The sequence below is a fragment of the Pseudomonas sp. S30_BP2TU TE3576 genome (genome assembly GCF_050436025.1).
In the GTDB taxonomy this organism is placed as follows: Bacteria; Pseudomonadota; Gammaproteobacteria; order Pseudomonadales; family Pseudomonadaceae; genus Aquipseudomonas.
Map to the genome: position 1 here is coordinate 652,714 of NZ_JBNDLK010000001.1, position 24,753 is coordinate 677,466.

Here is a 24,753-nt window from a genome sequence, read left to right on the forward strand (position 1 = left end):
ACAGGCACCCGGAATGACTCAAAAAGTTTTACTGGATCGAAAGGACGAACCGGCATTCGTCCGCCGCTTTGTCGTTGCAAGTCGACTCTTCAAACAAGAATCCGCACCGTTCAAGTACTTTTCTTGAACCAAGGTTTTCCTTGTAGGCATACGCAACCAATTGCGTCAGTTCCCAACGCGACTGTGCCACCTCGATGAGATGCCGCAACGCCAGAGTTGCCAGCCCCTGCCCGCACACACGTTGATCGATCCGATAACCCACTTCAGAAGACCTCGTCGATGAGTCGATGCTTTTCAGATTGGCTCGACCAACGATTCTTTGACTGGAATCTTCGATGACAAACGGGTGCCAGGCGCCGATGGCAAAATCGGACAAATAGCTTTCGATATGATCGGCGACACCCTGCAACGAATAAAAAGAAGCGTCGCGCGCGTCAATATGCGATTCAAACCATTCCCGGTTACGGATTTCGAATGCCAGCAACGCTTCAGCGTCAGTCTCTTTCAGCTCGCGAACGCTAAATGATTCCATTCATCACCTCTCCAATATCTAGTGCCGACATGGCTCAAGCTTATCTCATACCTGAACAACCCAGGGGACATCGCCCCCGTGCCGCTAAAAGTGCGCAGTATCCGGCCCGGTGGCTGGCAGGCTTGTCGACAGGGGGATGCTCTGTGTGACTTTGGCCATCTGGGTGATTTCCACCTGCACTTGATTCTTGCCGAGCAGGTAGTCGGCCAGCTTCTGCGAAAACGGCCAGTAGTTCAGTTCGGCAGTCAGAGTGAGCGGTCCGACGGCGTCGGCTGGCACCAGGAATGAGAACTCCCCAATATCGTAGCCCTTGGGCAGAATGCGGTTGTCCGAAAGAATTTGCGTGGCATTCCAGACCTCGACGTCCAACGGATTGCCGTCCTTATCGCCTATGTGCACTTTGAAATTTCGCGTGTCGTTCTCGGTTTTGCCGTCCTTGATCGAACCCAGCCGATAGAGCTCGCGACCGCTGGCATCCAGCACCCGGAAATCGATCCACATCTCCCGCCCTTCAGGAAAGCCGGTCGGCAGTTTGTGCCCGGCGCCGACATTGGAAACCTTGACGGCTACCGAGGTGTATTGCCCGGGAATGATGGCTGCCGGCAGTTGCTGGAACTTTATTTCCGCCGCACGCGCAAGCATTTCGCGCGCACGTTGCGCGCCCAGTTCCTGACCGAGATGCTTGAGCATCATCGCGTTGGCGCCGCTGAACCAATGCGAGGCGACCTCCTCGCGATCTGGCCCCATGATCGCGGCCTTACCCGCAAAACCCGGCATATGGCAGCTTTGGCAAGTTACATTGTTAAAGCTGTAGGCGCTCTCCTGCCATTCGTCATAAGTGCGCTCGACCGCCACACTGCTGAACGGGTGCGTGACGTTGTGGCAGGTGCCGCAAAAGTCCGAGCGCGTGTGCAGGGCGGAATACACGGTATCGTGATAAGGCGAAACGGCATCTTTACGCGGACCGAACTTGGTCGGTTTACCGTGCGCTCGCGGGCTCAGAACATAGGCACCGTTATCGAGGCCCGTACGGGCACTGATGTTGTGGCAGGTCTCGCAATCGACCCCGGGCATCGGATGATTCTTCGCGCTGTCTTCAATCGAGGAGCGGTTGACTTGCGAATTGATCTGCCCGGTCGTGAGACCGATCGGGGTATGGCAGCCGGTGCAGAAGTTATCGACCTTCCCCTCGGTGGCCGTACTCGCACGCTTGAGCAAGGCCCGATAGATGGGTTCATCCCAGGCCTGGGACATCATCGACGTGCGCCACTGCTTGTAGATCTCCGTATGGCAAGCGCCACAGACCTGGGCATTATCGAAGTCTTTTGCATTCAAAACCAGGTTGCCGGGGGTATTGGCCCGATGCGGAAAGAACGGCATCGCACCAGTCACCTGCATGAGCCTGGAGCGTGCCGGCTCCAGCCACTTCTCATTAGCTTGATTGTCATTGCCCTGAGGTTCGTCGGCGGTAACCAGCGCTACTGTCAGTAGGCAGGCCAGAAAGCACAAAAAACGACGAACGAAAGGTCTGATTCCCTGGAAAAACAGTATGAACAATGCCACCAGCAAAATATTCAAGCCGACAATGGCTAGCTTAAAGCCTGCCGGGACATTGAATAAGAGCATGTAAGCGCTAGAGCACATTATCCATAGCACAATCAAGACCGATAACCAGTGCGACACTACTTGCCCGCACCTGTATTTAGAGTGCTGCATTAGAAACTCCCCTAGACGGTTGCAGAGGATGACTGCAGCACTTTTATTGAGTGACCAGAGGCGTTTAATGATGCAAACCGATGGTTAGATGTAATCACTCAATGGGTGTACTTACAGCTCCATAGCTTCCCGAGCCTCCAACTTTCATGAACGGGACACGTTCAATCAGCAATTACTGCGCCAGCGTCGCGATAAAACAGGTGCGATGACCTGAAAGCCCGGCAAACATTGGCTAGAGGTTGAAAGTCAGTGCTGATGGAGACGCGAATACTGCAGAGCAATGGCGCCCATTAGTGGGGGAGCTCACGCCGAAATCGGGGGGGATGTCGATTTCGCAGCGTCTCGTTCGACTATCTGTCAGACAATGACGCCAGGGGTCGCTGTCATTGCAGAGACTCGCCGAATGAGCACTTTCACCAAGACGAATCAGGAGAAGAGCATGCGCACACTTACCGTTGCCGCGTTCGTGAGTCTGGACGGCGTCATGCAAGCGCCCGGCGGGCCTGAAGAGGATCCCGGTAACGGATTCCGATTCGGTGGCTGGATCGTGCCTTACGCCGACGAAACCACCGGTCGGGCCGTACAAAACCTGTTCTCACAGCCATTCGAGTTGCTACTGGGGCGTCGCACCTACGACATCTTCGCGTCCTATTGGCCGCGCATTCGGGCCGATTCAACCCACTACGCCCTCGCTGAGCTGTTGAACGGCGTACCCAAGCATGTGGCCACGCATCATCGCGATACGCTGGATTGGCAGAACAGCCGTGCGCTGGAGGGCAACCTGGTCGATGCGATAAACGCGCTCAAGCGTCAGGACGGTCCTCAGCTACTGACACAAGGCAGCGGCGATCTGGTGCATCAACTGCTTGCAGCCGGCCTGGTGGACGAACTGCGGCTGATGATTCACCCCGTCTTGCTGGGGCGCGGCAAGCGCCTGTTCGACGACAACGCCCAAGCGCTGGCCTTCACGCTGGCCCATTCGGTCAGCTCCCCCGGGGGTGTACTGATCGCCCGTTACATCCGTAGCGGCGAAGTGCGAACAGGCACGTTCGAGGGCGTCAGGCAGCAATAGTCAGCGCCCCTGTCGCTCGAGGGTGGGCTTTTTTGCATCAGGCTGACGTCTGTCAGTTAAACCCCGGATACTGTGGGAGCGAGCTTGCTCGCGATGGCGGTTGCACAGTCACACAAAAGGTGCCTGACAGGCCGCCATCGCGAGCAAGCTCGCTCCCACAAGGTTCGCGGTGTTCAAACATCAGACTCACAGCCCGCTCACTGGCTCATGATGAACGTCGCCAGGCTTTTCAAGTCGTCCGAACTTAACTGCGCGAAAGGTGGCATAGGGACATCCCCCCATTTTCCGCTACCGCCATGTTCAATGCTGGACATAACCCGGGCCAGTGCCTGCGGGTCATTCTTATACTTGGCTGCCACATCGTGATAGGCCGGGCCTACGACCTTATGATCGATCGCGTGGCAGGACAGGCACGAGTTGTCCTGGAGCAAGGCCGAGGCGACTTTCGCTACCGACACCGTCGGCGGTTGAACCGCCGGCGGGTTCGAGGCGGCCTGAACATCGGCGTCACTCGCCTGGGCACTGCCGTAGGTCACCGCCAGGTAAGCGCCGATCACACTCACATCCTGGTCGCTGATCGGAGCGCCATACACGTGCTGCATCTTGCTCGCTTCGGCGGTCCACTGCGCCAGGCTCATGCCCGGCGGCTGGAAGTTGATGTAGTCGGCCGAATGGCAGATGGAACACTTTTGCTGGGCCAACGGATAGCCAGGCAACGCACTGGGCTTGAACGCAGCCGTTTCGGGCGGCAACGTGATCGACAGTGGGGCCGCGCCAGCCATGCTGGCCAGACCAATCTGAGCCGCAAACAGCAAGGTGGTCATGCATTTCATGAGTTTCATACGGTCCTCCTCAGGCGACGGTCACGTGGCTGGTTTCCACGACGTGGCGACGGTAGCCACCGGGGTTCCAGTCGGCTTGCAGCGGTTGCGTCTCGCCTGCACTGTTGCTGGCTCGCACCATCAGCTGCGTCGCGCCCTTGCGGGTAAAGCTGATCGGCAGTGTCCACTCGCGAAAGGAGAAGCGGCCAAGGTCCTGCCCAAGCCTGGCTTCGCGCCAGGTTTTCCCGCCGTCGATCGATAGCTCCACCTTGTTGACCCCAACGCCACCGTCGAACGCAATCCCCTTGAGCACCACGTTCTTGTTCAGCGGCAATACATCGCCATGTTTGACGCTGGTGATGAAACTGCGTACTGGCAATCTGGAAATCGGTTGGGTTTTCGCCGCGGTGGTGCCGGGAGCAATGCAGAAACAATCGTTATCCGGAACCCGGTAAGCCTTGGCCATGAAGAAACCGTCGTAGGTATGGTCGATGACTTCGATCTCACTCAGGTGCTTGACCCAGTACGTGCCGAAATAGCCCGGCACCACCAGACGTATCGGATAACCGTTGAGAAATGGCAGGTCGGTGCCATTCATCGACCAGGCGATCATCGGCTCGCCGTCCATGGCATGGCTGATGTCCAGCGCCTTGATGAACTCCGGCGTGCTCGGCAACACAGGTTTATCGAGCCCTCGGAAAGTCACTTGCGCGGCGTCGGCTTTCACACCGGCCTTTTCCAGTACCGCCTTGAGCGGCACCCCCAGCCACCGCGCATTACCCATCGAGCCATTGCCCAACTGAGCCCCGAACACCCGCGGCATCGAGAAGCCACGGCTGTTCCCCGAACACTGATTGACGGCCACCACCTCTACCGGTTCAGCGAGGGCCTTGAGCTCGCCAAGGGAAAGTGACAACGGCGTGTCGACCGAGCCTTTGATCGTCAATCGATAGCTGTCCGGATCGATGCTGGTCGGGAAATTGGCCAAGTGGTAACGCACGAAAAAGGCGTCATTGGGCGTGATCGGCCCTTCGTTGAAGACCGGGAACGGCGTCTCCAGATGCGGCGGGCGCGTGGTTACCAGGGTCAACGGGCGTTTTTGCGGGTATTGCACCAGCGGTCGTGGGCCAGCCGCAAAGGTCACGTCCTCGGCGGCCTCACTGGCCACCCCGGTTTCGTCGGCTGCCCTGGCCAGACTTGCCAACGGCGAAGCCGCCAAAGCCAACGTGAAAGCATCGCGTAAAACCCGCCGGCGGGTCGGTTGGCTGTTGTCTACAAAACTGAACTTCATTTCTGCGCTCTCTCTATGATTGTTTTATCGAGATGCAACTGACAGTCCCTCGTCAGGGTGAAGAGGCATCGGCCTTGAGGTGCCAGTGCGGTTTCGCTTTACTGTTCGAGGTTGGTAAACGCACCAGTATCGTCAGGTGCAAGTGGGCTGCTTCGCATTGGACGTCAGTGGCTTGGCAATTGATGACAGGGGGTGCCGTAAGGTGCTTCATAGAGTAGCCCTTTCGAAAACCATGTCTTGGTCATCGCCCACAAAAAAACCCACTGACCGTCGCCGGTTCAGTGGGCTTTTTTTGATCTGGCGTCTAGTTACAGAGCCATATCACTCGCAGCATTAGCCTTCGGCGCTTTCGCATCCGTGTCGACCGTCACTGGCTTCACAGCCGGCGCGATCACCGGTGGCGGAGTCAGTTCCAGCACCTTGGCGGTGTAGGCCCATTCTTCAGCGACTTTCTCGGGGCTGGCATTCAGTTGCGTGCCGTAGCTCGGCACGATCTGGTGCAGCTTTGCCTGCCAATCAGGGGTTGCGACCTTGTCCTTGAAGACTTTCTGCAGCACGGTCAGCATGATCGGTGCGGCGGTCGATGCGCCTGGAGAGGCGCCCAGCAGGCCGGCGATGCTGCCGTCTTGCGAAGCGACGATCTCGGTGCCCAGTTTCAGCACGCCACCGGCGGCTTCATCACGCTTGATGATCTGTACGCGCTGGCCGGCTTGCCACAGGCGCCAGTCTTCAGCCTTGGCGTTCGGGAAGTATTCTTTCAGGGCGTTCATGCGGTCTTCGTCAGACAGCATCAGTTGGCCTGCAAGGTACTCGACCAGCGGGTATTCCTTGATGCCGACCTTGGTCATTGGCCACACGTTGTGCGTGGTGGTGGTGGTCAGCAGGTCCAGGTACGAACCTTCTTTCAGGAACTTGGTGCTGAAGGTCGCGAACGGGCCAAACAGGATCACGCGCTTGCCATCCAGCACGCGGGTGTCCAGGTGCGGAACCGACATCGGCGGTGCGCCCACCGAAGCCTTGCCGTAGGCCTTGGCCAGGTGTTGCTCGGCGATGGTCGGGTTCTCGGTCACCAGGAACGAGCCGCCCACCGGGAAGCCTGCGTATTCCTTGGCTTCAGGAATGCCGGACTTCTGCAGCAGGTGCAAGGCACCGCCGCCGGCACCGATGAACACGAACTTGGCGTCGGTTTCGGTTTTGCTGCCGTCTTTCAGGTTTTTGTAGCTGACGCGCCAGCTGCCGTCTTCGTTTTTGGTGATGTCCTGCACTTCGCTGGACAGCTTCAAGTCGAATTTCGGCGTGGTTTGCAGGTGCGCAACGAACTGACGGGTGATTTCGCCGAAGTTCATGTCGGTGCCGAGCGGGCTCCAGGTGGCCGCGACTTTCTGGTTCGGGTCACGCCCTTCCATCATCAGCGGCACCCACTGCTTGATCACAGCCGGGTCTTCGGAGTACTGCATGCCGGCGAACAGCGGGCTCGCTTGCAGGGCTTCGTAGCGTTTTTTCAGGAATTTGATGTTGTCATCGCCCCACACGAAGCTCATGTGCGGAGTGGAGTTGATGAACGAACGCGGGTTCTTCAGCACGCCTTGCTGAACCTGCCAGGCCCAGAACTGACGGGAGATCTGGAAGGCTTCGTTGATTTCAATGGCTTTCGGGATCGAAACCTTGCCGTTCTCGTCTTCCGGGGTGTAGTTCAGCTCGGCCAGGGCGGAGTGACCGGTACCGGCGTTGTTCCAGCCGTTGGAGCTTTCCTGGGCGACGCCGTCGAGGCGCTCGACCATTTCCATCGACATGCCAGGTTCCAGCTCATTGAGCCACACACCCAGGGTCGCGCTCATGATGCCGCCGCCAATCAGCAACACATCGACTTTCTTTGCCTCTTGCGCGTTGACGGAAGTCATCCCCATCGCCAAAGCCAACCCCAGCAGGGCCGTGTTCACTTTCTTAAACATCTGTAGCACCTATGATAAAACGCCATCCGCCCTTCCATCCTCATGCGCACAGCCCCCATGTTTCTCGGCAGTCACGGGGGCGGCACTCAAGGATTGCAGGGTGGGCACACAAGGCCGACGAACCGCATCGACCCCAGTTTAATGTCCCTTCTGAACTGACTTTTTATCTTTATTGGCTTCAGCTACTTGAGCGACAGTGATTCCGTCGGCACGTCTTGCGGACATGCAAACTGAATAGGTCAAACCAAGTTGGCGCGCAGAATATCACGACAAGGCTTACCCGCGCGTCTGTTCCCGACCGGTTAGTCCGGGCCTGTGCGCCCGGCCTTCTATACTCATCCTGTTTTTCACCATGAGTGCGTGAGGAACAGCCATGAGCGATAGGAGCAGTCATGAGCGACAAAGACGATCTGCGCAAGTACTCCTCTCAAGTGATCGATGGCGTAGAGGCCGCACCGGCACGCGCCATGCTACGGGCCGTGGGCTTCACCGATGCCGACTTCCAGAAGCCGCAGATCGGCATCGCCTCGACCTGGGCCATGGTCACGCCCTGCAACATGCACATCGACAAGCTGGCGCTTGAAGCCGAAAAAGGCGCGAATGCCGCGGGTGCCAAGGGCGTGATCTTCAACACCATTACCATTTCCGACGGCATCGCCAACGGCACCGAAGGCATGAAGTATTCGCTGGTGTCCCGCGAGGTGATCGCCGACTCCATTGAAGTGGTCACCGGTTGCGAGGGATTTGATGGCCTGGTGACCATCGGCGGCTGCGACAAGAACATGCCGGGCTGCCTGATCGGCATGGCGCGGCTGAATCGCCCGTCGATCTTTGTCTATGGCGGCACCATCCAGCCGGGGGCCGGGCATACCGACATCATTTCCGTGTTCGAGGCCGTGGGCCAACACGCGCGGGGCGATATCAGCGAGATCCAGGTCAAGCAGATTGAAGAAGTGGCGATTCCCGGCCCCGGTTCCTGCGGCGGCATGTACACCGCCAACACCATGGCCTCGGCCATTGAAGCGTTGGGCATGAGCCTGCCCGGTTCCAGCTCCCAGGACGCCATTGGCAGTGACAAGGCGTCGGACAGTTTCCGTGCCGGACAGCAGGTCATGGAACTGCTCAAGCTTGACCTCAAACCTCGCGACATCATGACCCGCAAAGCCTTCGAGAACGCCATTCGCGTGGTGATCGCCCTCGCCGGCTCGACCAACGCCGTGCTGCATCTGTTGGCCATGGCCAACGCGGTGGATGTCGAGCTGACCCTGGATGACTTCGTCGAGCTGGGCAAGATCTCCCCGGTGGTCGCCGACCTGCGCCCCAGCGGCCGCTACATGATGAGCGAACTGGTGGCCATCGGCGGCATTCAACCGCTGATGAAGCGCATGCTGGATGCCGGCATGCTGCACGGCGATGTGCTGACCGTCACCGGCCAGACCCTGGCGGAAAACCTGGCAAACGTGCCCGACTACCCGGCCGGCCAGGACGTGATCCGGCCTTTCGACCAGCCGATCAAGAAGGACTCCCACCTCGTCATCCTGCGCGGCAACCTCTCGCCCAGCGGCGCCGTGGCCAAGATCACCGGCAAGGAAGGCCTGCGTTTTGAAGGCACGGCACGGGTCTATCACGGCGAGGAAGGTGCGCTGGCCGGCATTCTCAATGGCGAAGTCCAGCCCGGCGAAGTGATCGTGATCCGCTACGAAGGGCCCAAGGGCGGCCCGGGCATGCGCGAAATGCTCTCGCCGACATCAGCGGTCATGGGCAAGGGCCTCGGCAAGGAGGTGGCGCTGATCACCGACGGGCGTTTTTCCGGTGGCTCCCACGGTTTCGTGGTCGGTCACATCACGCCGGAAGCCTTCGAAGGCGGGCCGATTGCGCTGGTCGAGAATGGCGACAGGATCATCATCGATGCTGAAACCCGGCAGATTACTGTGGATGTCTCCGATGCGGTGCTGGCCGAGCGCAAGTCGCGCTGGGTGCGCCCGGAATCGAAATACAAGCGCGGGGTGTTGGCCAAGTACGCGAAGACCGTGTCCAGTGCTTCGGAGGGGGCCGTGACGGACAAATACCTTTAGCCCGTCGTTTTGCATTGCCGGGTCTGCCGCCTTCGCGAGCAAGCCCGCTCCCACAATTGACCGCATTTTCCTGGAAGAACACCGTCGAATGTGGGAGCGGGCTTGCTCGCGAAGAGGCCGTGACAAACACCGAATCTCTTAAATCAGTACATCAGCCTCAAAGCCTGAACCGATCCACCGACTGCGACAGCTGACCCGCCAGGCTGGACAGTTCATCAGTGGTCGAAGCCGTCTTCCCGATCACCTTGCTGTTGTCATCGCTTGCTTTTGCACCCTAGTGCGCAGGGACACCAGCAGCAGGCTGACAAACGCACCGGCAACCGCGATGGCCATGTCCTTTTGCGAATCCCAAGGGTCGCTTTGTGCACCGACGAAGGCATTTGCCGTGTCATTGCCCAGGAAGGCACCGCCGATCCATTCCACCAATTCATACACGGCGGATGTCGACAGCATGATGTTCAGGGTCACGAAAAACAGCCAGAACCCACGCAGCGGAGTCAGGCGCCACAGGACTTCGCGCACCGGATAAACCAGCAGCAGCCCGTAGCTCAGATGCACCAGTCGGTCGTAGTGATTGCGGTGCACACCTGACGCCCGGTCGAAACTGAAGCCCAACCACGCAGTAGACCAATGATCGTAAGGCACCAGGGAATAGGTGTAGTGGGCGCCCAATTCATGAATGCACAGAAACGCAAACACCAGCGTGATGGACGTCGCAGACAAACGGAACTGCCGGGAAACCGCCACCAACGTCCCCACCAGCAACAGCACCAGCAGGTTTTCCAGCGCCCAGTCCACCCGGCTGCGGGGGGAAAAGCCCGACACCACGACAATCAGCAGAAACACCATCAGCAACGTCAGGTCGTACCGCAAACGCGGAATAGGCTGCATGGCGCAATTCCTCGAAGTCAGGGCATCGCCCTTTTAACTTCGAGGCACGCCTACCAGGCAAGTTCGCTTTTTTTCTCCATCGCATGATAAGTTGTACGACGACTGACGAATGACCGCACAGTCATCACGCTATCCCTACAACAACAAGGAAACACCCATGAAAAAAGCAAACGTGCTGATTGGTTTTCTGTGCCTGTTCAGCGGCTACGTCGCCGCCGCCCCGGTTGCCGTGGACAAGGACGTGGCCCAGGCTGTCGACCACCTGACCCAGGCCATGCTGCACAAGGACATTGCGGAACTGAATGCCTTGACCGCCGACAACCTGACCTACGGGCATTCCAGCGGCAAGATCCAGGACAAGACGGCCTTCATCGCCGACATCGAAACCGGCAAAAGTGCCTTCAAGACGCTCGAGATGCAGAACCAGACCATTACCGTCTCGGGCGATGTCGCGCTGGTCCGTCACCACTTCTCGGCGCAAGCACTGAAAGGCACTGAAGTGGTGCCAACCGAAATCGAGAACTTCCAGATCTGGCAAAAGCAGGACGGTAAATGGCTGCTGGTGGGACGCCAGGCGTACAAGTTCTGATGCACTGCTGAGGCCACCACTGTATCTGTGGGAGCGAGCTTGCTCGCGATGACGGAGTGTCGGTCGCCATATCAGGTGTCTGACACACCGCTATCGCGAGCAAGCTCGCTCCCACAGGGTTTTCGGGTGTATCAACTACCCTTCCACTCCCGCGGGCTCAGCCCGGTCTTGCGCCGGAACGCCCGGGCCAGCGCCGAAGGGCTTTCGTATCCGACTTCCTCGGCGATCAGCGCAATCGGCCGCCCCTCACGCAGGCGTTTCTGCGCCAGGCTGATGCGCCAGCTCACCAGATAATCCACCGGCGTCTGCCCGACCACCCGGCGAAAGTGTTCGGCGAAGCTGGCCCGCGACATGTTGGCGGCGACCGAGAGTTCGGCCACGGTCCAGGCCTTGGCCGGGGTTTCGTGCATCAGGCTGAGCGGCCGCGCCAGGCGTGAATCGGCAAGACCGGCCATCATGCCCGGCTGCTGACCACGGGTACTCAGGATGTGCCGCAGCAGCAGAATCACCAGCAGTTCAAACAGGCGATCCATCACCGCTTCACGCCCGCACGTACCGTCAAATGCCTCATTGAACAGCCATTCCAGCGTCCCGGCCAGGGTCGGGATTTCGTCGAGCTTGAGCACCAGGTAATCCGGCAGCGCCGCCGCCAGGGCATTGCCCGCCCCGCCGTCGAAATCCAGGGTCGCGCACACCAGTTGCGTGCCGGTCCCTTCAGCAGCGAACAGGCGATGTCGATAGGGCCGGGGGAAAAAGATCAGGCTCGGCTCGGTCAGTTGCAGGTCCGGCTGATCGCCCATCTTGAGCAGCAACTCGCCCGCCTGGAGCAGGTGCAGATGACCGCTGGCCTGTTGGCCATCATAAGCGGCGGTGCCACAGAACGTACCGCTATGGAAGGTGCCGGCATTGACGCCGAAGTGTGTGAGCAACGTGGACAAGCGATCCATGACAGGCTCCCGCAAGCAGCTCTGGACGATCTGTCGCATATCCTCGACGATTTGCACCCAACAAGCCAGAACCAATCCCTAACATTAGCTCCGTACCCAGCGCATACCGCGCTTCACACTACGGAGTATCACCATGACCCGCATCGCCCCGATCAGCCTTGAACACGCCACCGACGCCACTCGCCCGCTGCTGGAAGGTGTGCAGAAGAAAATCGGCTTTCTGCCCAACCTCTTCAAAGTATTGGCACACGCCCCGGCGGTGCTGGCCTCATACCTGCAAAATTCGGCGGCACTGGCCAAGACGTCCCTGAGTGCTAAGGAAAAAGAAGCGGTGTCCCTCGCCACGTCGCAGGTCAACGGCTGCGACTACTGCCTCGCCGCTCACACGCTGTTTGCCAGCAAAGCCGGGCTGTCGGGTCAGGACATCCTCAGCGCCCGCCAGGGTGAACTCAACGCCTATGCCACCCTCGCCCGCCAGGTCACCGAAAGCCGTGGCCACCTGACGGTCGAGCAGATCACTGCCGCCCGTACCGCCGGCATCGACGACGGCAAGATCATCGAAGTGATCGCCCTCGTGGCTTCGCAAACGCTGACCAACTACCTGAACAACACAGCGCTGACCGACATCGACTTCCCGGCCATCGACGCCTGAGCCGATCCAGCGTAATTCCTGCCTGAAACAACCTGTGGGAGCGAGCTTGCTCGCGAAGGCGGAGTGTCAGTCGACATCATAGGTGCCTGATACAACGCTTTCGCGAGCAAGCCCGCTCCCACAGGCTCAGTGTCACATCAGGTTGACCGCGATCATAAGACGGTCAGGTATTGGTTTTCAGCTTGGTCCACAAACGCGTGCTGAGGCGTGCGATGGCCGCGGGCAAGTCCTCAACGGTGAACAGCTTGTCCATCACGGTTTTCGGCGGATAGATCGCCAGGTCCTGCTTCACCGCCGGGTCGACGAAAGCATCCGCCGCGCTGTTGGGGTTGGCGTAGTGGATGCTGTTGCTGATGTTGGCAATCACCTTCGGCTCCAGCAGGTAGTTCATGTAGGCGTAGCCGTTCTTCTCGTGTGGCGCGCTCTTGGGCATGACCACCATGTCCAGCCACAGGGTGGAACCTTCGTCCGGGATCGAGTAGGCAATATCGATCCCGTTTTTGGCTTCCCTGGCGCTGGCGGCGGCCTGCACGATATCGCCGTTGAAACCGATCACCGCGCAGACGTTGCCGTTGGCCAGGTCGCTGATGTACTTGGACGAATGGAAATACTGGACGTATGGGCGGATCTTCAGCAGCGCCTGCTCGGCTTTCTTGTAGTCGGCCGGCTCGTGGCTATGAGGCGGCAGCCCCAGGTAGTTGAGGGTGATCGGCAGGATCTGCGTCGGGTTGTCGATGATCGCCACACCGCACTCGCTGAGCTTCTTGATGTTGTTCTCGTCGAAAAACAGGCTCCAGGAACGGGTGACATCGGTGTTGCCGAAAATCGCCTTGATCTTCTCGACGTTGTAACCGATGCCCGCCGTGCCCCACATATAGGGGTAGCCGTACTGGTTACCCGGATCGTTGACCTCAAGCTTCTTCATCAACGCCGGGTCGAGGTTTTTCCAGTTGGGCAGCTGGCTCTTGTCGAGTTTCTGGATGGCGCCGGCCTTGATCAGGCGCGACAGGAAGTGGTTCGACGGGCTGACCACGTCATACCCGGTGTTGCCGGTCATCAGCTTCGATTCCAGCACTTCGTTGCTGTCGTGGATGTCGTAGGTCGCCTTGATCCCGGTGTCCTTGGTGAAACTGGCCAGGGTGTCGTCGGCGATGTAGCCGTTCCAGTTGGAAATGTTGACGGTTTCGTCGGCATAGGTGGCGGCGGAAAACGTCGAGATCAGGGCCACAAGGGAAAGCGTATTGACGCGCATGTTGAATCACCTTCGATGGGAAGTGCTGTTGTTCTTGTTGTGAAGCCGGTTTTGTCAGACTTCGGTTCTGGCTCGGGCGGCTTCCACGCGCATACGCAGCATGGCACCGATGTCGAGCAACGGCTTGGGGGGCAGCCAGCCGGGTTGCGCTCGGGCGATGACCGATTGCAGCAACGGTGAATCACCGCCCGACGCAAGTTCCGCCAGCAAGCGGCCCCACAGCGTGCCCCGCGCCACTCCGGAGCCATTGCACCCGGCCACGGCAAACACACCCTCCTCGACCTTGCCGAAATACGGTTGCCCGGAGCGCGAAGCGCTGAGATGGCCGGTCCAGGTGTATTCAATGTCCTGCTCGCCGAGCATCGGGAAACGCCGTTGCAACCCCAGCACATGGTGCTGGCGGCGGGTCGACAATTCGCTCAATGACAAATCCCGGGAGCGGTATTCCGCGGTGTTGCGGATCATCACCCGGCGATCCGGGGTCAGGCGCACCGTGGCACCAAGCGGTCGGGTAGACAGCACGCCCCAGGGCTCTGGCGCTCCGAGCGCTTGAAATTCTTGATCGCTGAGCGGCCGCGTGAGGCTGGCGCTGAGTTCCATCGCGAAGGTGCCGCTGTCGTCGATCCCTGAACGAGGAATGAAGGCGTTCAGGCAGACCAACACTTGTTTGGCCTCAATGCAGCCGTTTTGGCCCCGGGCGTGAATCCGGCCGTTGCCCAGGCGCTCAAGACCTGTGATATCGGTGTTCTCGTAGACCGTCACCTTCTGCGGCAAGGCATCGAGCAGGCCTCTCACGTACTTCGCCGGTTGCAGCAGCGCATTGCCATTGCCGCACCAGATTCCGGCACGGTAGTGTCGGGTGCCGAGTTTTTCCTTCAGCGCCTCGCCTTGCAGAAACTGCGCGCTGGCACCAACGGCGCGCAGGGTCTGCAACTTGGCCTCGACGTGGGTCAGCTTGCGTGGATCGCTGACAGCGAAGAAATAGCCCGACTCCCTGAAGTCGCATTCGATGCCATGGCGGGCAATCTGCTTGCGGACTTCGGCGGCGGCTGCGCGGCCGATTGAGGTATCCACTTGATACCCGGCGAACCCGTCGCAGCCCGACAACTCGCCAACGGCGGGATGCTCATGGGCCACCACAAAACCGGAATTGCGTGCCGAAGCGCCTTGCGCAGCCCGTTGCCGGTCGACGACTACGATGCGCGCCTGGGGATGCATTTGCGCCAGGGTGTGTGCGGCACTCAGCCCGGTGATGCCGGCACCGATCACCAGCCAATCGGCTTGCTGCGTGCCTTTAAGCGGATCGCGCAGAGTCGAACTCCCCGCTTGCGCAATCCAGCCACAGATATTTTCCATGCGTCACCTCAGGTTCTTGTTCTGCGAGCCGTCTCGATCCACAGCAGCGATGTATGCATGATTCGCATAAGCGCTTTGCGAGGCCGGCGGCGATGACTAGAATCTAAAGGCTCAAAACACCGACAACCAACGTTATTAAATCATCGAGGTATTCTGAAAACGAATGGATAAACTACGCCACGTGCCTTCGCTGCAGGGCTTGCAGGCCCTGGTCGAGGTCGCCGAGTCAGGCAGCTTCACGCAGGCTGCGCAAACGCTATGCCTGACCCAAAGCGCCGTGAGCCGACAAATCCAGCAACTGGAGAGCCACTTTGGCGTGCCGCTGTTTGTCAGGAGCAGCCGCAGCATTCAGCTGACCGCGGAGGGCGAACAGGTTCTGGCCAGCGCCCGCAACATCCTCGAACAGTTGCGGACCCTCGAAGATCGGCTCGCGCCGCAAAAACGCCCGTTCCGCATTCGCATGCACGTGTCACTGGCGGTGCGTTGGTTACTACCCAGACTGAGTGATTTCTACCGGCATCACCCGGACGTATCCCTGGCAATTGAAACCGTGGCCACCGAAGTGGTCGAGCCGGCCAGTGACAGCGACGCCTATATCCTTTACCTGCCCGAACCGGCCACAGCGCCCGATTGCCTGACCCTGTTCGAAGAAGCATTGGTGCCCGTGTGCGCGCCGGGCCTGGGCACCCCGGCCCGGCCATTGGCTTCGCTGGAGGATCTGTCGGGGTTCGCATTGCTGCATCGCTCTAGCGATCAACATGACTGGCAGGACTGGCTGTCCGCCAACGGCGGCAAGTCGTTGAACGACTATCGGCACACTCCCTTCAACCTCGACGAACTGGCGCTCGACGCCGCCGCTCGGGGGCTGGGGGTGGCGATGACTGACATGACCCTGGCGGGCGAGTCGATTCAACGCGGCGAACTGGTGATTCCGTTCGGCGAGCCGTTGAAGACCCGGGGGATTTACTCGCTGTGCCTGCAACCCTCGGCGGCATCGCATCCGGCGTGCGCGCCAGTGATGCAATGGTTCACTGCGCAAACCACTGCATGACCCTGTGGGAGCGGGCTTGCTCGCGAAGGCGTCGGGTCAGTTGATATTTACTTCGCTGACACACCGCTTTCGCGAGCAAGCCCGCTCCCACAGGGGGTCCTCAATCATCCTCATGCAACTTGATGCCGCGTTTATGCAACACATGCGGCACCACCAGCACCAGCAACGTCAGGGCGAGGAAAAACGCCGAGATCGGTTGCGTGAGGAACACCGTCCAGTCGCCCTGGCTGATGGACAAGGCGTTGCGCAGTTGTTTCTCGGCCATTGGCCCCAGCAACATACCGACGATCACCGGGGCGACGGGGAAGTCGAACCGCCGCATCAACACCCCGCCCCAGCCAATCGCCAACATCAGCAGCAGGTCGAAGGAGGAGTGGCGCATGCCGTACACGCCGATGGTGGCGAATACCAGGATGCCGGCGTTCAGGTACGGCCGGGGGATTTGCAACAGCTTGACCCACAGGCCCACCAGCGGAAGGTTCAACACCAGCAGAATCACGTTGCCGATATACAGCGAGGCTACCAACGTCCAGACCAGCTCAGCGGAGGTTTCGAACAGCATCGGTCCCGGTTGCAGGTTGTAGTTCTGGAACGCCGCCAAGAGGATTGCAGCAGTAGCGGACGTCGGGATGCCCAGGGTCAGCAACGGCACCAAAGACCCGGTCGCGCTGGCGTTGTTGGCCGCTTCCGGGCCGGCGACGCCTTCGATGGCGCCCTTGCCCTTGTTGGCGGAAAACTCCTTGGGATAGCGGCTGAGTTTGCGTTCGGTGGAATAGGACAGAAAGGTCGGAATCTCGGCGCCACCGGCCGGAATCGAGCCAAACGGAAAACCGATCAGCGTGCCCCGAAGCCACGCGGGCACCGAGCGTTTCCAGTCGGCGCGGGTCATCCACAACGAGGTCAGGCGATGCCGTCCTTCGTTTGATTCCGTCTGATAGAGCAAGCTGTACAAGGCCTCGCCAACCGCGAACAAGCCGACCGCCACCAGCACCACCTCAATACCGTCCACCAGTTCGGGAACACCCAACGTGTAGCGGGCAATACCCGAAGTCGAATCCAGCCCGATCAAACCGATGGTCAACCCGACGCCCAGCGAAGCGAACCCACGCAGCATCGAAGCACCGAGCACGGCCGACACCGTGGTGAACGACAACACCAGGATCGCGAAATACTCGGTCGGGCCGAAATTCAGTGCCAGCCTGGCCACGATGGGCGCGAACAGCGTCAGCAAAATCGTGGCAATGGTGCCGGCTACGAAGGAGCCTATCGCCGCCGTTGCCAGCGCAGGTCCGGCCCGGCCGTTGCGCGCCATCAGGTTGCCTTCCAGGGCCGTGACCATGGAAGACGATTCACCGGGCGTGTTAAGCAGGATCGAGGTGGTGGAGCCACCGAACTGCGCGCCGTAATAGATCCCGGCGAACATGATCAAGGCGCCAGTGGGATCGACCTTGGCTGTGATCGGCAACAACAGGGCCACCGTCAGCGCCGGACCGATCCCCGGCAACACGCCGATGGCGGTGCCGAGCAGGCAGCCGATGAAACCCCACATCAGATTGATTGGCGTCAGTGCCGAGGAAAAACCCATCGCCAGGCTTGAAAGAATGTCCACGGTGTCGATCTCCTTTCAAATCCAGACGTTGATCAGCGGTGGCAGGGAAACCCCCAGCCCGGCGTTGAACAGCCAGTAGATCGGCAGGGTCAAGGCAATGCCGATGGCCAGGTCCCGCACCGGATGACGGCTACCAAAACCCCGCGCCGAACAGGCAAACAGCAACCCGGCGGCCAGCACAAAACCGGTCAGGTTGATCAGCACCGCCACCCCGACCAGCCCTGCGGTTACCCAGGCCGCACCGGTTTTCCCACCGGGCACCGTGGCAGTGTCGTTCTCCAGTTCGCGAAAGCCGCCACTGATAGCCTGATACCCCAGCAACAGCCCCACGCCCCCCAGAAACGCCGCCACGACATAGGGATAAACGTACGCCGGGAGGATGACGAAACCCATTTCGGGCGGAAAACGGTGGGCGCCAATCGCCAACACGACACTGATGGCAATCAAGCCGATGCCGACCGCCAGTTGCGTCGGCACCACTGCGCGCAGGGTGGTCATGTCAAAGCAACCCGACCTTGACCAGCATGGCGCGCAACCGCTCGTGTTCTTCGTCGACGAATTTGCCGAACTCATCACCGGTCAGCACGCTGGATGTCCAGGCGTTGGTCTGGATGTTGTCCTGCCAGACCTTGCTGTTGGTGGCGGCCACCACAGCGTCGATCACCTCTTTACGCTGCTGCGGGGTGAGGCCCGCTGCACCATAAACGCCGCGCCAGTTGCCGATCGTCACGTCATAGCCGCTTTCCTTGAGGGTCGGTGCGTCAATACCGGGAACACGCTCTGGCGCGCCGATGGCCAGGACCCGGAACTGACCGTTCTTGATGTACTGGCCGAGCTCGGCGTAACCGCCGGTGATCACTTTGAGCTGGCCGCCCAGTGCCTGGGCAACCACTTCGCCTCCCCCTCCGAAGGCCACGTAGTTGACCTTGTTGACCGGCACGTCCAGCTTGCCGGCCAGCTCGGCGATGCCGATGTGATCCACTGAGCCCTTGGAGCCGCCGCCCCAGGTGATGCTCGTTGGATTGGCCTTGAAGGCCTTGATCAGGTCATCGAGGGTCTTGTATTCAGATTCCTTGCGCACGGCGATCACGTTGTACTCGGTGAACAGCCGGGCGATGGGCGTCACATCTTTCAGGCTGATCTGCGGTTTGTTCTGTTCGATGCCCGCAACCATGATCGCCCCGACCACCAACAGCGCATTCGGATCGCTCTTGGTGCTGTTGGCAAATTGCGCCAGGCCCAGGGTCCCGCCCGCCCCGCCCTTGTTCTCGAACGTCACGGCCTTGGCCGTATTGGCTTCGACCATCGCCTTGCCCAGTACCCGGGCAGTCTGGTCATAACCACCACCCACTGAACCCGGGGCCATGAATTTCACGGTATCCAGCGCGAAGGCTGGTGCGACAAGCACGGCAGCGCTTAAACCGGCGGCCATGCAGCGACTTAAACGACGGATCAAAGCGGACATGGGCATCTCCTGATTGCATTGTTTTTATAGGTGCCGTTTGCCCATCGAGGTGTTCGATGAACATGGGCCTGCGAACAAGCTTAGGCCATGGATCCGCGGGTTGATCTGTTTTGCTGAAACCACCCGCCAATAACACCGCCCCCCCTGTAGGAGCCCCCTGTGGGAGCGAGCTTGCTCGCGATGACGGAGTGTCAGTCGACATTTTTGGTATCTGACACACCGCTATCGCGAGCAAGCTCGCTCCCACAGAGGGGGTTGCGGTGTTGCGGGCGGCGCTTTATTACAACTTTGTAATCGAGCTGTTGGTCGGCTGTCCGGATCGCCTCGTTAACCTGAACTCACTGTCAGGCCAACCACCGGCAGCCACCCTGCCCTTGTAGAGAGAGATTCGTCATGAAAATGTTGATCGCGGGTTTTGCCGCCCTGCTCGCCACCGGTTCTGCGTTTGCCGCTACCCAGTCCACCTCGCCGGTCATCCACGACAAAGACGGTTTTTATGTGCCGGTGGATGTGGCCAAAGTGCTGTCCATGACCGACCTTAACGGCAAGTGCGGCATCGTTCCGGCGCAGTTCAACTACCTCGACCACCAGGGTCGCGAGCACCAGCTGGACTATCGGGTCCAGGGCGTAGGTTGTCTTGGCGAGAACTGAGCGGATGCCTGTATTCACCACTGGCCGGGCTACACTTGCGCCACTGGCTTGCCCCTGTAGCCCGACCGAATCAGGCAGATTTCCATGAATATCCTCGTAGTCGAAGACGAACCCAAGGCCGGCAATTACCTGCTAAACGGCCTGCAGGAACTCGGATACACAGTGAGCCTGGCGCGGGATGGCGTCGATGGCTTGCACCTGGCCCTGGAACACGATTTCGATGTGATCGTGCTGGACGTGATGATGCCGAAGATGGATGGCTGGGAAGTCCTGCGCCGCTTGCGCAAGGAAGCCGATACGCCGGTGCTGTTCCTCACCGCCCGGGATGACATCGCCGACCGCATCAAAGGCCTCGAACTGGGTGCCGACGATTACCTGATCAAACCTTTCTCCTTCGCCGAACTGGTGGCGCGCCTGCGCACCCTGACCCGGCGCGGTCCTACCCGGGAAGACGAACACCTGCATGTCGACGACCTGCAGATCGACGTGCTCAAGCGTCGCGTCAGCCGCGCCGGCAATCGCATCACCCTGACCAACAAGGAGTTTGCCCTGCTGCACCTGTTCGCTACACATCTGGGCGAAGTGCTGTCGCGCTCAATGATTGCCTCGCGGGTCTGGGACATGAATTTCGACAGCGACACCAATGTCGTCGATGTCGCGGTGCGCCGCCTGCGCCTGAAAATTGATGATCCGTTCCCGCTCAAGCTGATCCACAGCGTGCGCGGCATCGGCTACCGCTTCGACACTCAACCCTGAACGCCCCCATGAATGCGATGACGCCGCTGCAATCCGCCACCCGCCTCAGCCACTCCCTGACCCTGCGTCTGGCACTGGTGTTTGCCCTGCTGGCATTTGTCTCGCTGGCCCTGCTTGGCGTGGCGCTGTACCGCGACCTGGAACGCGAGTTGATCCGCCGCGACGACATTGCCCTGATCACCCGCATCGACCAGTTGCGTACCTTCCTCAACGACAGCAATACCCTGGACCTGATCAAGGCCAAGCCGGCGCTGTTCCAGAACATGATGGGCAACCGCGAGGCCCTGCTGAGCATCGGCACCCCTGGCCAGCCGCCGTTGCTGGTGGTCAACCCGGGCAACCTGAAGATGCCGGTGCTGACCCCGGTGGCCATGGATCATCGGCTGACCCTGGACGACGTGCAGCATTTGCCCAACGTCAATGGCGTGCCGTTTTCCGCTTTGGCGGCGACCATCGACTCGGGTGATCTGGGCAGCCTGCAAGTGGTGACCGGGCGCCTGATGACCGAGCGCACCGCCGTGCTCGCCGACTACCGGTTCAATGTCTACCTGTTCGCCAGTGTCGCGGCGATTCTGCTGGCGCTGTCCGGTTATGTGCTGGTGCATCGCGGCCTGTTGCCCGTGCGGCGCCTGGCGCGCCACACCCAGAGCATCGACGTCGGCAACCTCAACGAACGCCTCGACAGCCAGGGCGCGCCGCTGGAACTGCTGCCGATGATCGACGCCTTCAACGCCATGCTCGACCGGCTGGACAAAGGCTTCATACAGCTGGGCCAGGTGTCGACGGACATGGCCCACGAGCTGCGCACGCCGATCAACAACCTGCTCGGCGAAACCCAGGTGGCCTTGCAGCAGAACCGTAGCACCGACGCCTATCAGCAGCTGCTGGCTTCGAATGTCGAGGAACTCGAGCGCCTGGCGCGCATGCTCGACAACATGCTGTTCCTGGCCCGCACCGATCCGCGCAGTGCCTTGCGCCAGCGTCAGGAGCTGGATGCCGCTGACGAAATGCAACGCATGGCCGACTATTTCGAAGGCCCGGCGACCGACGTCGGCATCTGCATCGATGCCCGGGGCAGCGGCTTGATCTGGGCCGAGCCGATGCTGCTGCGTCGGGCATTGGCCAACCTGTGCGCCAATGCCATCAAGTACGGCGCTCCGCACTCCGAGCTGTGCATCCACGCCAACCCGACCGCCGACGGCATCCAGGTGCAAGTGCGCAACCACGGCCCGACCATCGCGCCCCAGCATCTGCCACGGTTGTTCGAACGTTTCTACCGGGTCGACGAGTCCCGCGAACGCTCGGCCCAATCCAATGGCCTGGGCCTGTCGATCGTGGCGACGATCATGCAATTGCACAACGGTGCCTGCAACGTCAGCAGCGCCGACGGTATCACCTGCTTCGAACTGTTTTTCCCGGCGCGGCAACAGCATAAGTAACGCCTGAACGAAAACCACCCGGGGCACTTCCGGCAAAACAATGCTCAAGGATGCGTGTCATGACCTAACCTCATTGGCTAAGTGACTAACAACCCGTCGAGCACGCGAATGTTCAATGTATTGAAGTCAATGATTTACGTCGCCTTCGCGCTTCTGGTGGCGAGCCCGGGATGGCTGTTGGCGGCGCCCGTGGCCGACACCCTTGCTCCCACCACCACAACCCCGGTCATCAGCATCTCCGACAGCGATCTACTGGGGTTGCAAAACCAGCTGAACATTCTCAAGCAGCAGGTTTCCCTGGCCACTAATTACACCCAACTGGAAAGCGCCCAAGGCCTGGTGCAGGCACTCATTCAGGATATTGATCGCCAGTCCACATCGCTGTTGCCCGGACAGGAGCAGCTGCAGGCACAACTCAATGTGTTGGGGCCAGTGCCACACGACGAGAACGCATTGGTGACGTCGGCCATTACCACCCAACGAGACGTCCTCGGCGAGCAAAAGAACAAGATTGATAGCCAAATCAAAACCCTGGCCGCACTGAAAACAAGTGCCGCCGAGCTGATCACCCAGATTGCCAGTATTCGCCGCACCCTGCTGGAGGCAGAGGTAACCCAGCAGACCAACAGCATCTTGCACCCGCGATTCTGGTCGCCATTGTTCGATTTTCCTGCCGATGACCGCCGACGTTTCCACAGCGTCATCCAGCAACTCGAGGCCACGCACCAGGCCGCCTGGCAACCCGGACAACGCATGTTCACGGCCACGCTGCTAATACTGGCGCTGGCCATATGGACCGTGGGGCGACCGCTCGCCAACCGGGGTCTGGCGTGGTTGTGCTTTCATCGAATGCCTGAAGGTCGGTTACGGCGCAGCTCCCTTGCGCTGGCCTCGGTAATGGCGACGGTGCTGACCGCCGGCGCGGCCCTGCAACTGCTGCATTTTGCCGCGACCCGCCAACTGCCCTACACCCCGCTGCTGGCCGAACTGACGCAATACCTGGAAAAGCTTGCCTATACCTGCGTGCTGATCACCGGATTGAGCCGCGCGTTGCTATCGACCCAACATCCTTCATGGCGCCTGCCTAATATTTCCGATCCGGTAGCACTGGCGATGGAGCCCTATTCCAGACTGCTGGCAAGCCTGCTGCTGGTGCTGGTGACACTGGTGCAATTGAGCAATGTCACCGGCATGAGCGCCGAAGTGGTGCTGTTCGGTCGGGGTATCGTCGCGTTGGTCGCTGCTCTGGTGATCGGCGCGCTCCTGTTGCGCGTCAGCAAGACTCGCCGGGAAATAATCGCGGCCGGAGAAGCCCCCGAAGGCGTCACCACCTTCGCCGGCCTGATTTATACCTTTGCCGGCATTGCCGTAGTCGTGTCCCTGTTCGCCCTGCTGATCGGCTACGTGACGATGGCCCGGTTCATCACCTACGAAATGGTCTGGATATTCATCATTTTCGCCGGTTTCTACCTGCTCACACAGGTCTACCAAGACACCTGCGACTACCTTTTTTCGCCCAGGCAAGCTGCCGGCAAAGCCATCAAGCAGCTACTGGGCATCGGTAATCCGCGCCTGGAACAGATCTGCACTGTGTTGTCCGGGGCTGGTCGCGCCATCCTCCTGCTGATCGGCGTCATTGCCTTGTTTGTCGGCGGTGTAGGTACGACGCTCGGGCAACTGGTCACCAACACCGTGGCCATACTCGGCGGCGACGGGTTGCGCAAACTGAACATCGTCCCGGACAACCTGGTGAATGCCGTCCTGGCCCTGGTGATCGGCATCTACCTGATCCGCTCATTGCGGCGCTGGCTGGACAGCGAGTTCCTGCCGAAAACCGAGATGGACCCGGGCATGTGCGCCTCGCTGAGCACCCTGTTTGCCAACATCGGCTACGTGTCCGTCGTCTTGCTCACGCTGTCGTCGCTGGGGATCAAGTGGACCAACCTGGCCTGGATCGTCAGTGCCCTGTCGGTAGGTATCGGCTTTGGCCTTCAGGAGATCGTGAAGAACTTCATCTCCGGCCTGATTCTGCTGACCGAACGCCCGGTGAAAGTCGGCGACCTGATCAGCATCAGTGGCGTGGAAGGCGACATTCGCCGGATCAACGTGCGGGCCACAGAAATACAACTGGCCGACCGCTCGATCATGATCGTGCCCAACTCCCACCTGATTTCGCAGAACCTGCGCAACGTCACCCTCGGCGGCAGCGCCCAGGGTGTGGTGATACTCGAACTGATGTTTCCGCTGGACATCGACCCGGAGCAAGTACAAAACCTGCTGTACGACACCTTCACCGAACACGAATCCATTCTGGATAAGCCGGTGCCTTTTTTACGCTTCAGTCAGCTGAAACCTGAAGGCATCACGTTGACCATCACCGGTTATGTCGGCAGCCCACGCACGGTCGGCGCGATCAAAAGCGAGCTGCTGTTTGAAATTCTCAAGCGGCTGGGGGCCGCGGGGATCGAGCTGGCGAAACCACCTGCCGCGTGATGCTCAATCATGCGGCAGGCCGTCGGTGCGTCAATGGGTGACGGGATGAATGACTGAGAACGACGTGCTCCGGAGTGTCCAGCTGTATCCCTGGCAAGCCTTCAACATTGACCGTTCGGACGATGGACTCACTGACGGCAAAT

Annotated in this window: 21 protein-coding genes; 9 read left to right on the forward strand and 12 right to left on the reverse strand. The window is 60.0% G+C overall.

Annotated features, from left to right (window positions below; translation table 11 throughout):
* Nucleotides 1-28: 28 nt before the first annotated feature.
* Both ABIA48_RS02890 and ABIA48_RS02895 read right to left on the reverse strand, forming a co-directional pair.
* Nucleotides 29-532, reverse strand: coding sequence for a GNAT family N-acetyltransferase (locus tag ABIA48_RS02890; RefSeq protein ID WP_429486976.1), 504 nt, complete (start codon nucleotides 530-532; stop codon nucleotides 29-31).
* Nucleotides 533-616: 84 nt separating this feature from the next.
* On the reverse strand, nucleotides 617-2,248 hold the full coding sequence (locus ABIA48_RS02895; RefSeq protein WP_429486977.1) for a multiheme c-type cytochrome: 1,632 nt from the start codon (nucleotides 2,246-2,248) through the stop codon (nucleotides 617-619).
* A 439-nt stretch (nucleotides 2,249-2,687) separates the two neighbouring features.
* Between ABIA48_RS02895 and ABIA48_RS02900 the strand changes: the two genes are divergently transcribed.
* Entirely contained in the window at nucleotides 2,688-3,320 is a 633-nt protein-coding gene (locus ABIA48_RS02900) for a dihydrofolate reductase family protein (protein ID WP_429486978.1), read from the forward strand.
* Nucleotides 3,321-3,517: 197 nt separating this feature from the next.
* Here the strand turns inward: ABIA48_RS02900 and ABIA48_RS02905 are convergent, their stop codons facing one another.
* The 3 genes from ABIA48_RS02905 to mqo all read right to left on the reverse strand — a co-directional run bounded on the left by ABIA48_RS02905 (nucleotide 3,518) and on the right by mqo (nucleotide 7,384).
* A complete protein-coding gene (locus ABIA48_RS02905) occupies nucleotides 3,518-4,162 on the reverse strand; it encodes a c-type cytochrome (RefSeq protein ID WP_429486979.1) in 645 nt (214 codons plus the stop codon).
* A 10-nt stretch (nucleotides 4,163-4,172) separates the two neighbouring features.
* Nucleotides 4,173-5,432, reverse strand: coding sequence for a molybdopterin-dependent oxidoreductase (locus ABIA48_RS02910; protein WP_429486980.1), 1,260 nt, complete (start codon nucleotides 5,430-5,432; stop codon nucleotides 4,173-4,175).
* Nucleotides 5,433-5,740: 308 nt separating this feature from the next.
* Nucleotides 5,741-7,384, reverse strand: coding sequence for a malate dehydrogenase (quinone) (mqo, locus tag ABIA48_RS02915; protein ID WP_429486981.1), 1,644 nt, complete (start codon nucleotides 7,382-7,384; stop codon nucleotides 5,741-5,743).
* Between the two features lie 392 nt (nucleotides 7,385-7,776).
* Here mqo and ilvD point away from each other — a divergent pair, with 392 nt between their 5' ends.
* On the forward strand, nucleotides 7,777-9,459 hold the full coding sequence (gene ilvD / locus ABIA48_RS02920) for a dihydroxy-acid dehydratase (RefSeq protein ID WP_429486982.1): 1,683 nt from the start codon (nucleotides 7,777-7,779) through the stop codon (nucleotides 9,457-9,459).
* Between the two features lie 240 nt (nucleotides 9,460-9,699).
* Here ilvD and ABIA48_RS02925 read toward each other — a convergent pair whose 3' ends face one another.
* On the reverse strand, nucleotides 9,700-10,350 hold the full coding sequence (locus ABIA48_RS02925; protein WP_429486983.1) for a DUF2238 domain-containing protein: 651 nt from the start codon (nucleotides 10,348-10,350) through the stop codon (nucleotides 9,700-9,702).
* Nucleotides 10,351-10,507: 157 nt separating this feature from the next.
* Between ABIA48_RS02925 and ABIA48_RS02930 the strand changes: the two genes are divergently transcribed.
* A complete protein-coding gene (locus ABIA48_RS02930; RefSeq protein ID WP_429486984.1) occupies nucleotides 10,508-10,939 on the forward strand; it encodes a nuclear transport factor 2 family protein in 432 nt (143 codons plus the stop codon).
* 131 nt (nucleotides 10,940-11,070) lie between these two features.
* Here ABIA48_RS02930 and ABIA48_RS02935 read toward each other — a convergent pair whose 3' ends face one another.
* A complete protein-coding gene (locus tag ABIA48_RS02935; protein WP_429486985.1) occupies nucleotides 11,071-11,886 on the reverse strand; it encodes a cupin domain-containing protein in 816 nt (271 codons plus the stop codon).
* A gap of 133 nt (nucleotides 11,887-12,019) precedes the next feature.
* Between ABIA48_RS02935 and ABIA48_RS02940 the strand changes: the two genes are divergently transcribed.
* Nucleotides 12,020-12,538 carry a carboxymuconolactone decarboxylase family protein gene (locus tag ABIA48_RS02940; RefSeq protein WP_429486986.1) on the forward strand — a complete coding sequence of 173 codons (519 nt, stop codon included), beginning with the start codon at nucleotides 12,020-12,022 and terminating at the stop codon, nucleotides 12,536-12,538.
* 163 nt (nucleotides 12,539-12,701) lie between these two features.
* On the opposite strand, the gene ABIA48_RS02945 is transcribed toward ABIA48_RS02940, so the two are convergent.
* Entirely contained in the window at nucleotides 12,702-13,790 is a 1,089-nt protein-coding gene (locus ABIA48_RS02945; RefSeq protein WP_429486987.1) for a polyamine ABC transporter substrate-binding protein, read from the reverse strand.
* Nucleotides 13,791-13,844: 54 nt separating this feature from the next.
* Nucleotides 13,845-15,146, reverse strand: coding sequence for an NAD(P)/FAD-dependent oxidoreductase (locus ABIA48_RS02950; RefSeq protein WP_429486988.1), 1,302 nt, complete (start codon nucleotides 15,144-15,146; stop codon nucleotides 13,845-13,847).
* 163 nt (nucleotides 15,147-15,309) lie between these two features.
* Between ABIA48_RS02950 and ABIA48_RS02955 the strand changes: the two genes are divergently transcribed.
* Nucleotides 15,310-16,197, forward strand: a complete 888-nt coding sequence (locus ABIA48_RS02955) for a LysR family transcriptional regulator (RefSeq protein ID WP_429486989.1) — start codon at nucleotides 15,310-15,312, stop codon at nucleotides 16,195-16,197.
* Between the two features lie 100 nt (nucleotides 16,198-16,297).
* On the opposite strand, the gene ABIA48_RS02960 is transcribed toward ABIA48_RS02955, so the two are convergent.
* Genes ABIA48_RS02960 through ABIA48_RS02970 form a run of 3 tightly spaced genes read right to left on the reverse strand, consistent with a single transcriptional unit; the run spans nucleotide 16,298 to nucleotide 19,271 of the window.
* Nucleotides 16,298-17,806 carry a tripartite tricarboxylate transporter permease gene (locus ABIA48_RS02960; protein WP_429486990.1) on the reverse strand — a complete coding sequence of 503 codons (1,509 nt, stop codon included), beginning with the start codon at nucleotides 17,804-17,806 and terminating at the stop codon, nucleotides 16,298-16,300.
* Nucleotides 17,807-17,821: 15 nt separating this feature from the next.
* The gene (locus tag ABIA48_RS02965; protein WP_429486991.1) at nucleotides 17,822-18,304 is read right to left on the reverse strand and encodes a tripartite tricarboxylate transporter TctB family protein; all 483 of its coding nucleotides are present in this window, start codon (nucleotides 18,302-18,304) and stop codon (nucleotides 17,822-17,824) included.
* A 1-nt stretch (nucleotide 18,305) separates the two neighbouring features.
* Nucleotides 18,306-19,271 carry a Bug family tripartite tricarboxylate transporter substrate binding protein gene (locus tag ABIA48_RS02970; protein ID WP_429486992.1) on the reverse strand — a complete coding sequence of 322 codons (966 nt, stop codon included), beginning with the start codon at nucleotides 19,269-19,271 and terminating at the stop codon, nucleotides 18,306-18,308.
* Between the two features lie 393 nt (nucleotides 19,272-19,664).
* Here ABIA48_RS02970 and ABIA48_RS02975 point away from each other — a divergent pair, with 393 nt between their 5' ends.
* From ABIA48_RS02975 to ABIA48_RS02990, 4 genes are all read left to right on the forward strand, one after another.
* Complete coding sequence (locus ABIA48_RS02975) at nucleotides 19,665-19,922, forward strand: DUF2790 domain-containing protein (protein WP_007992429.1); 258 nt, start codon at nucleotides 19,665-19,667, stop codon at nucleotides 19,920-19,922.
* Nucleotides 19,923-20,006: 84 nt separating this feature from the next.
* On the forward strand, nucleotides 20,007-20,678 hold the full coding sequence (locus ABIA48_RS02980; protein ID WP_007992430.1) for a heavy metal response regulator transcription factor: 672 nt from the start codon (nucleotides 20,007-20,009) through the stop codon (nucleotides 20,676-20,678).
* Between the two features lie 8 nt (nucleotides 20,679-20,686).
* Nucleotides 20,687-22,117 (forward strand): heavy metal sensor histidine kinase, encoded by a 1,431-nt coding sequence (locus ABIA48_RS02985; protein WP_429486993.1) that lies wholly within the window; start codon nucleotides 20,687-20,689, stop codon nucleotides 22,115-22,117.
* 108 nt (nucleotides 22,118-22,225) lie between these two features.
* The gene (locus ABIA48_RS02990) at nucleotides 22,226-24,610 is read left to right on the forward strand and encodes a DUF3772 domain-containing protein (RefSeq protein WP_429486994.1); all 2,385 of its coding nucleotides are present in this window, start codon (nucleotides 22,226-22,228) and stop codon (nucleotides 24,608-24,610) included.
* Nucleotides 24,611-24,753 lie beyond the last annotated feature (143 nt).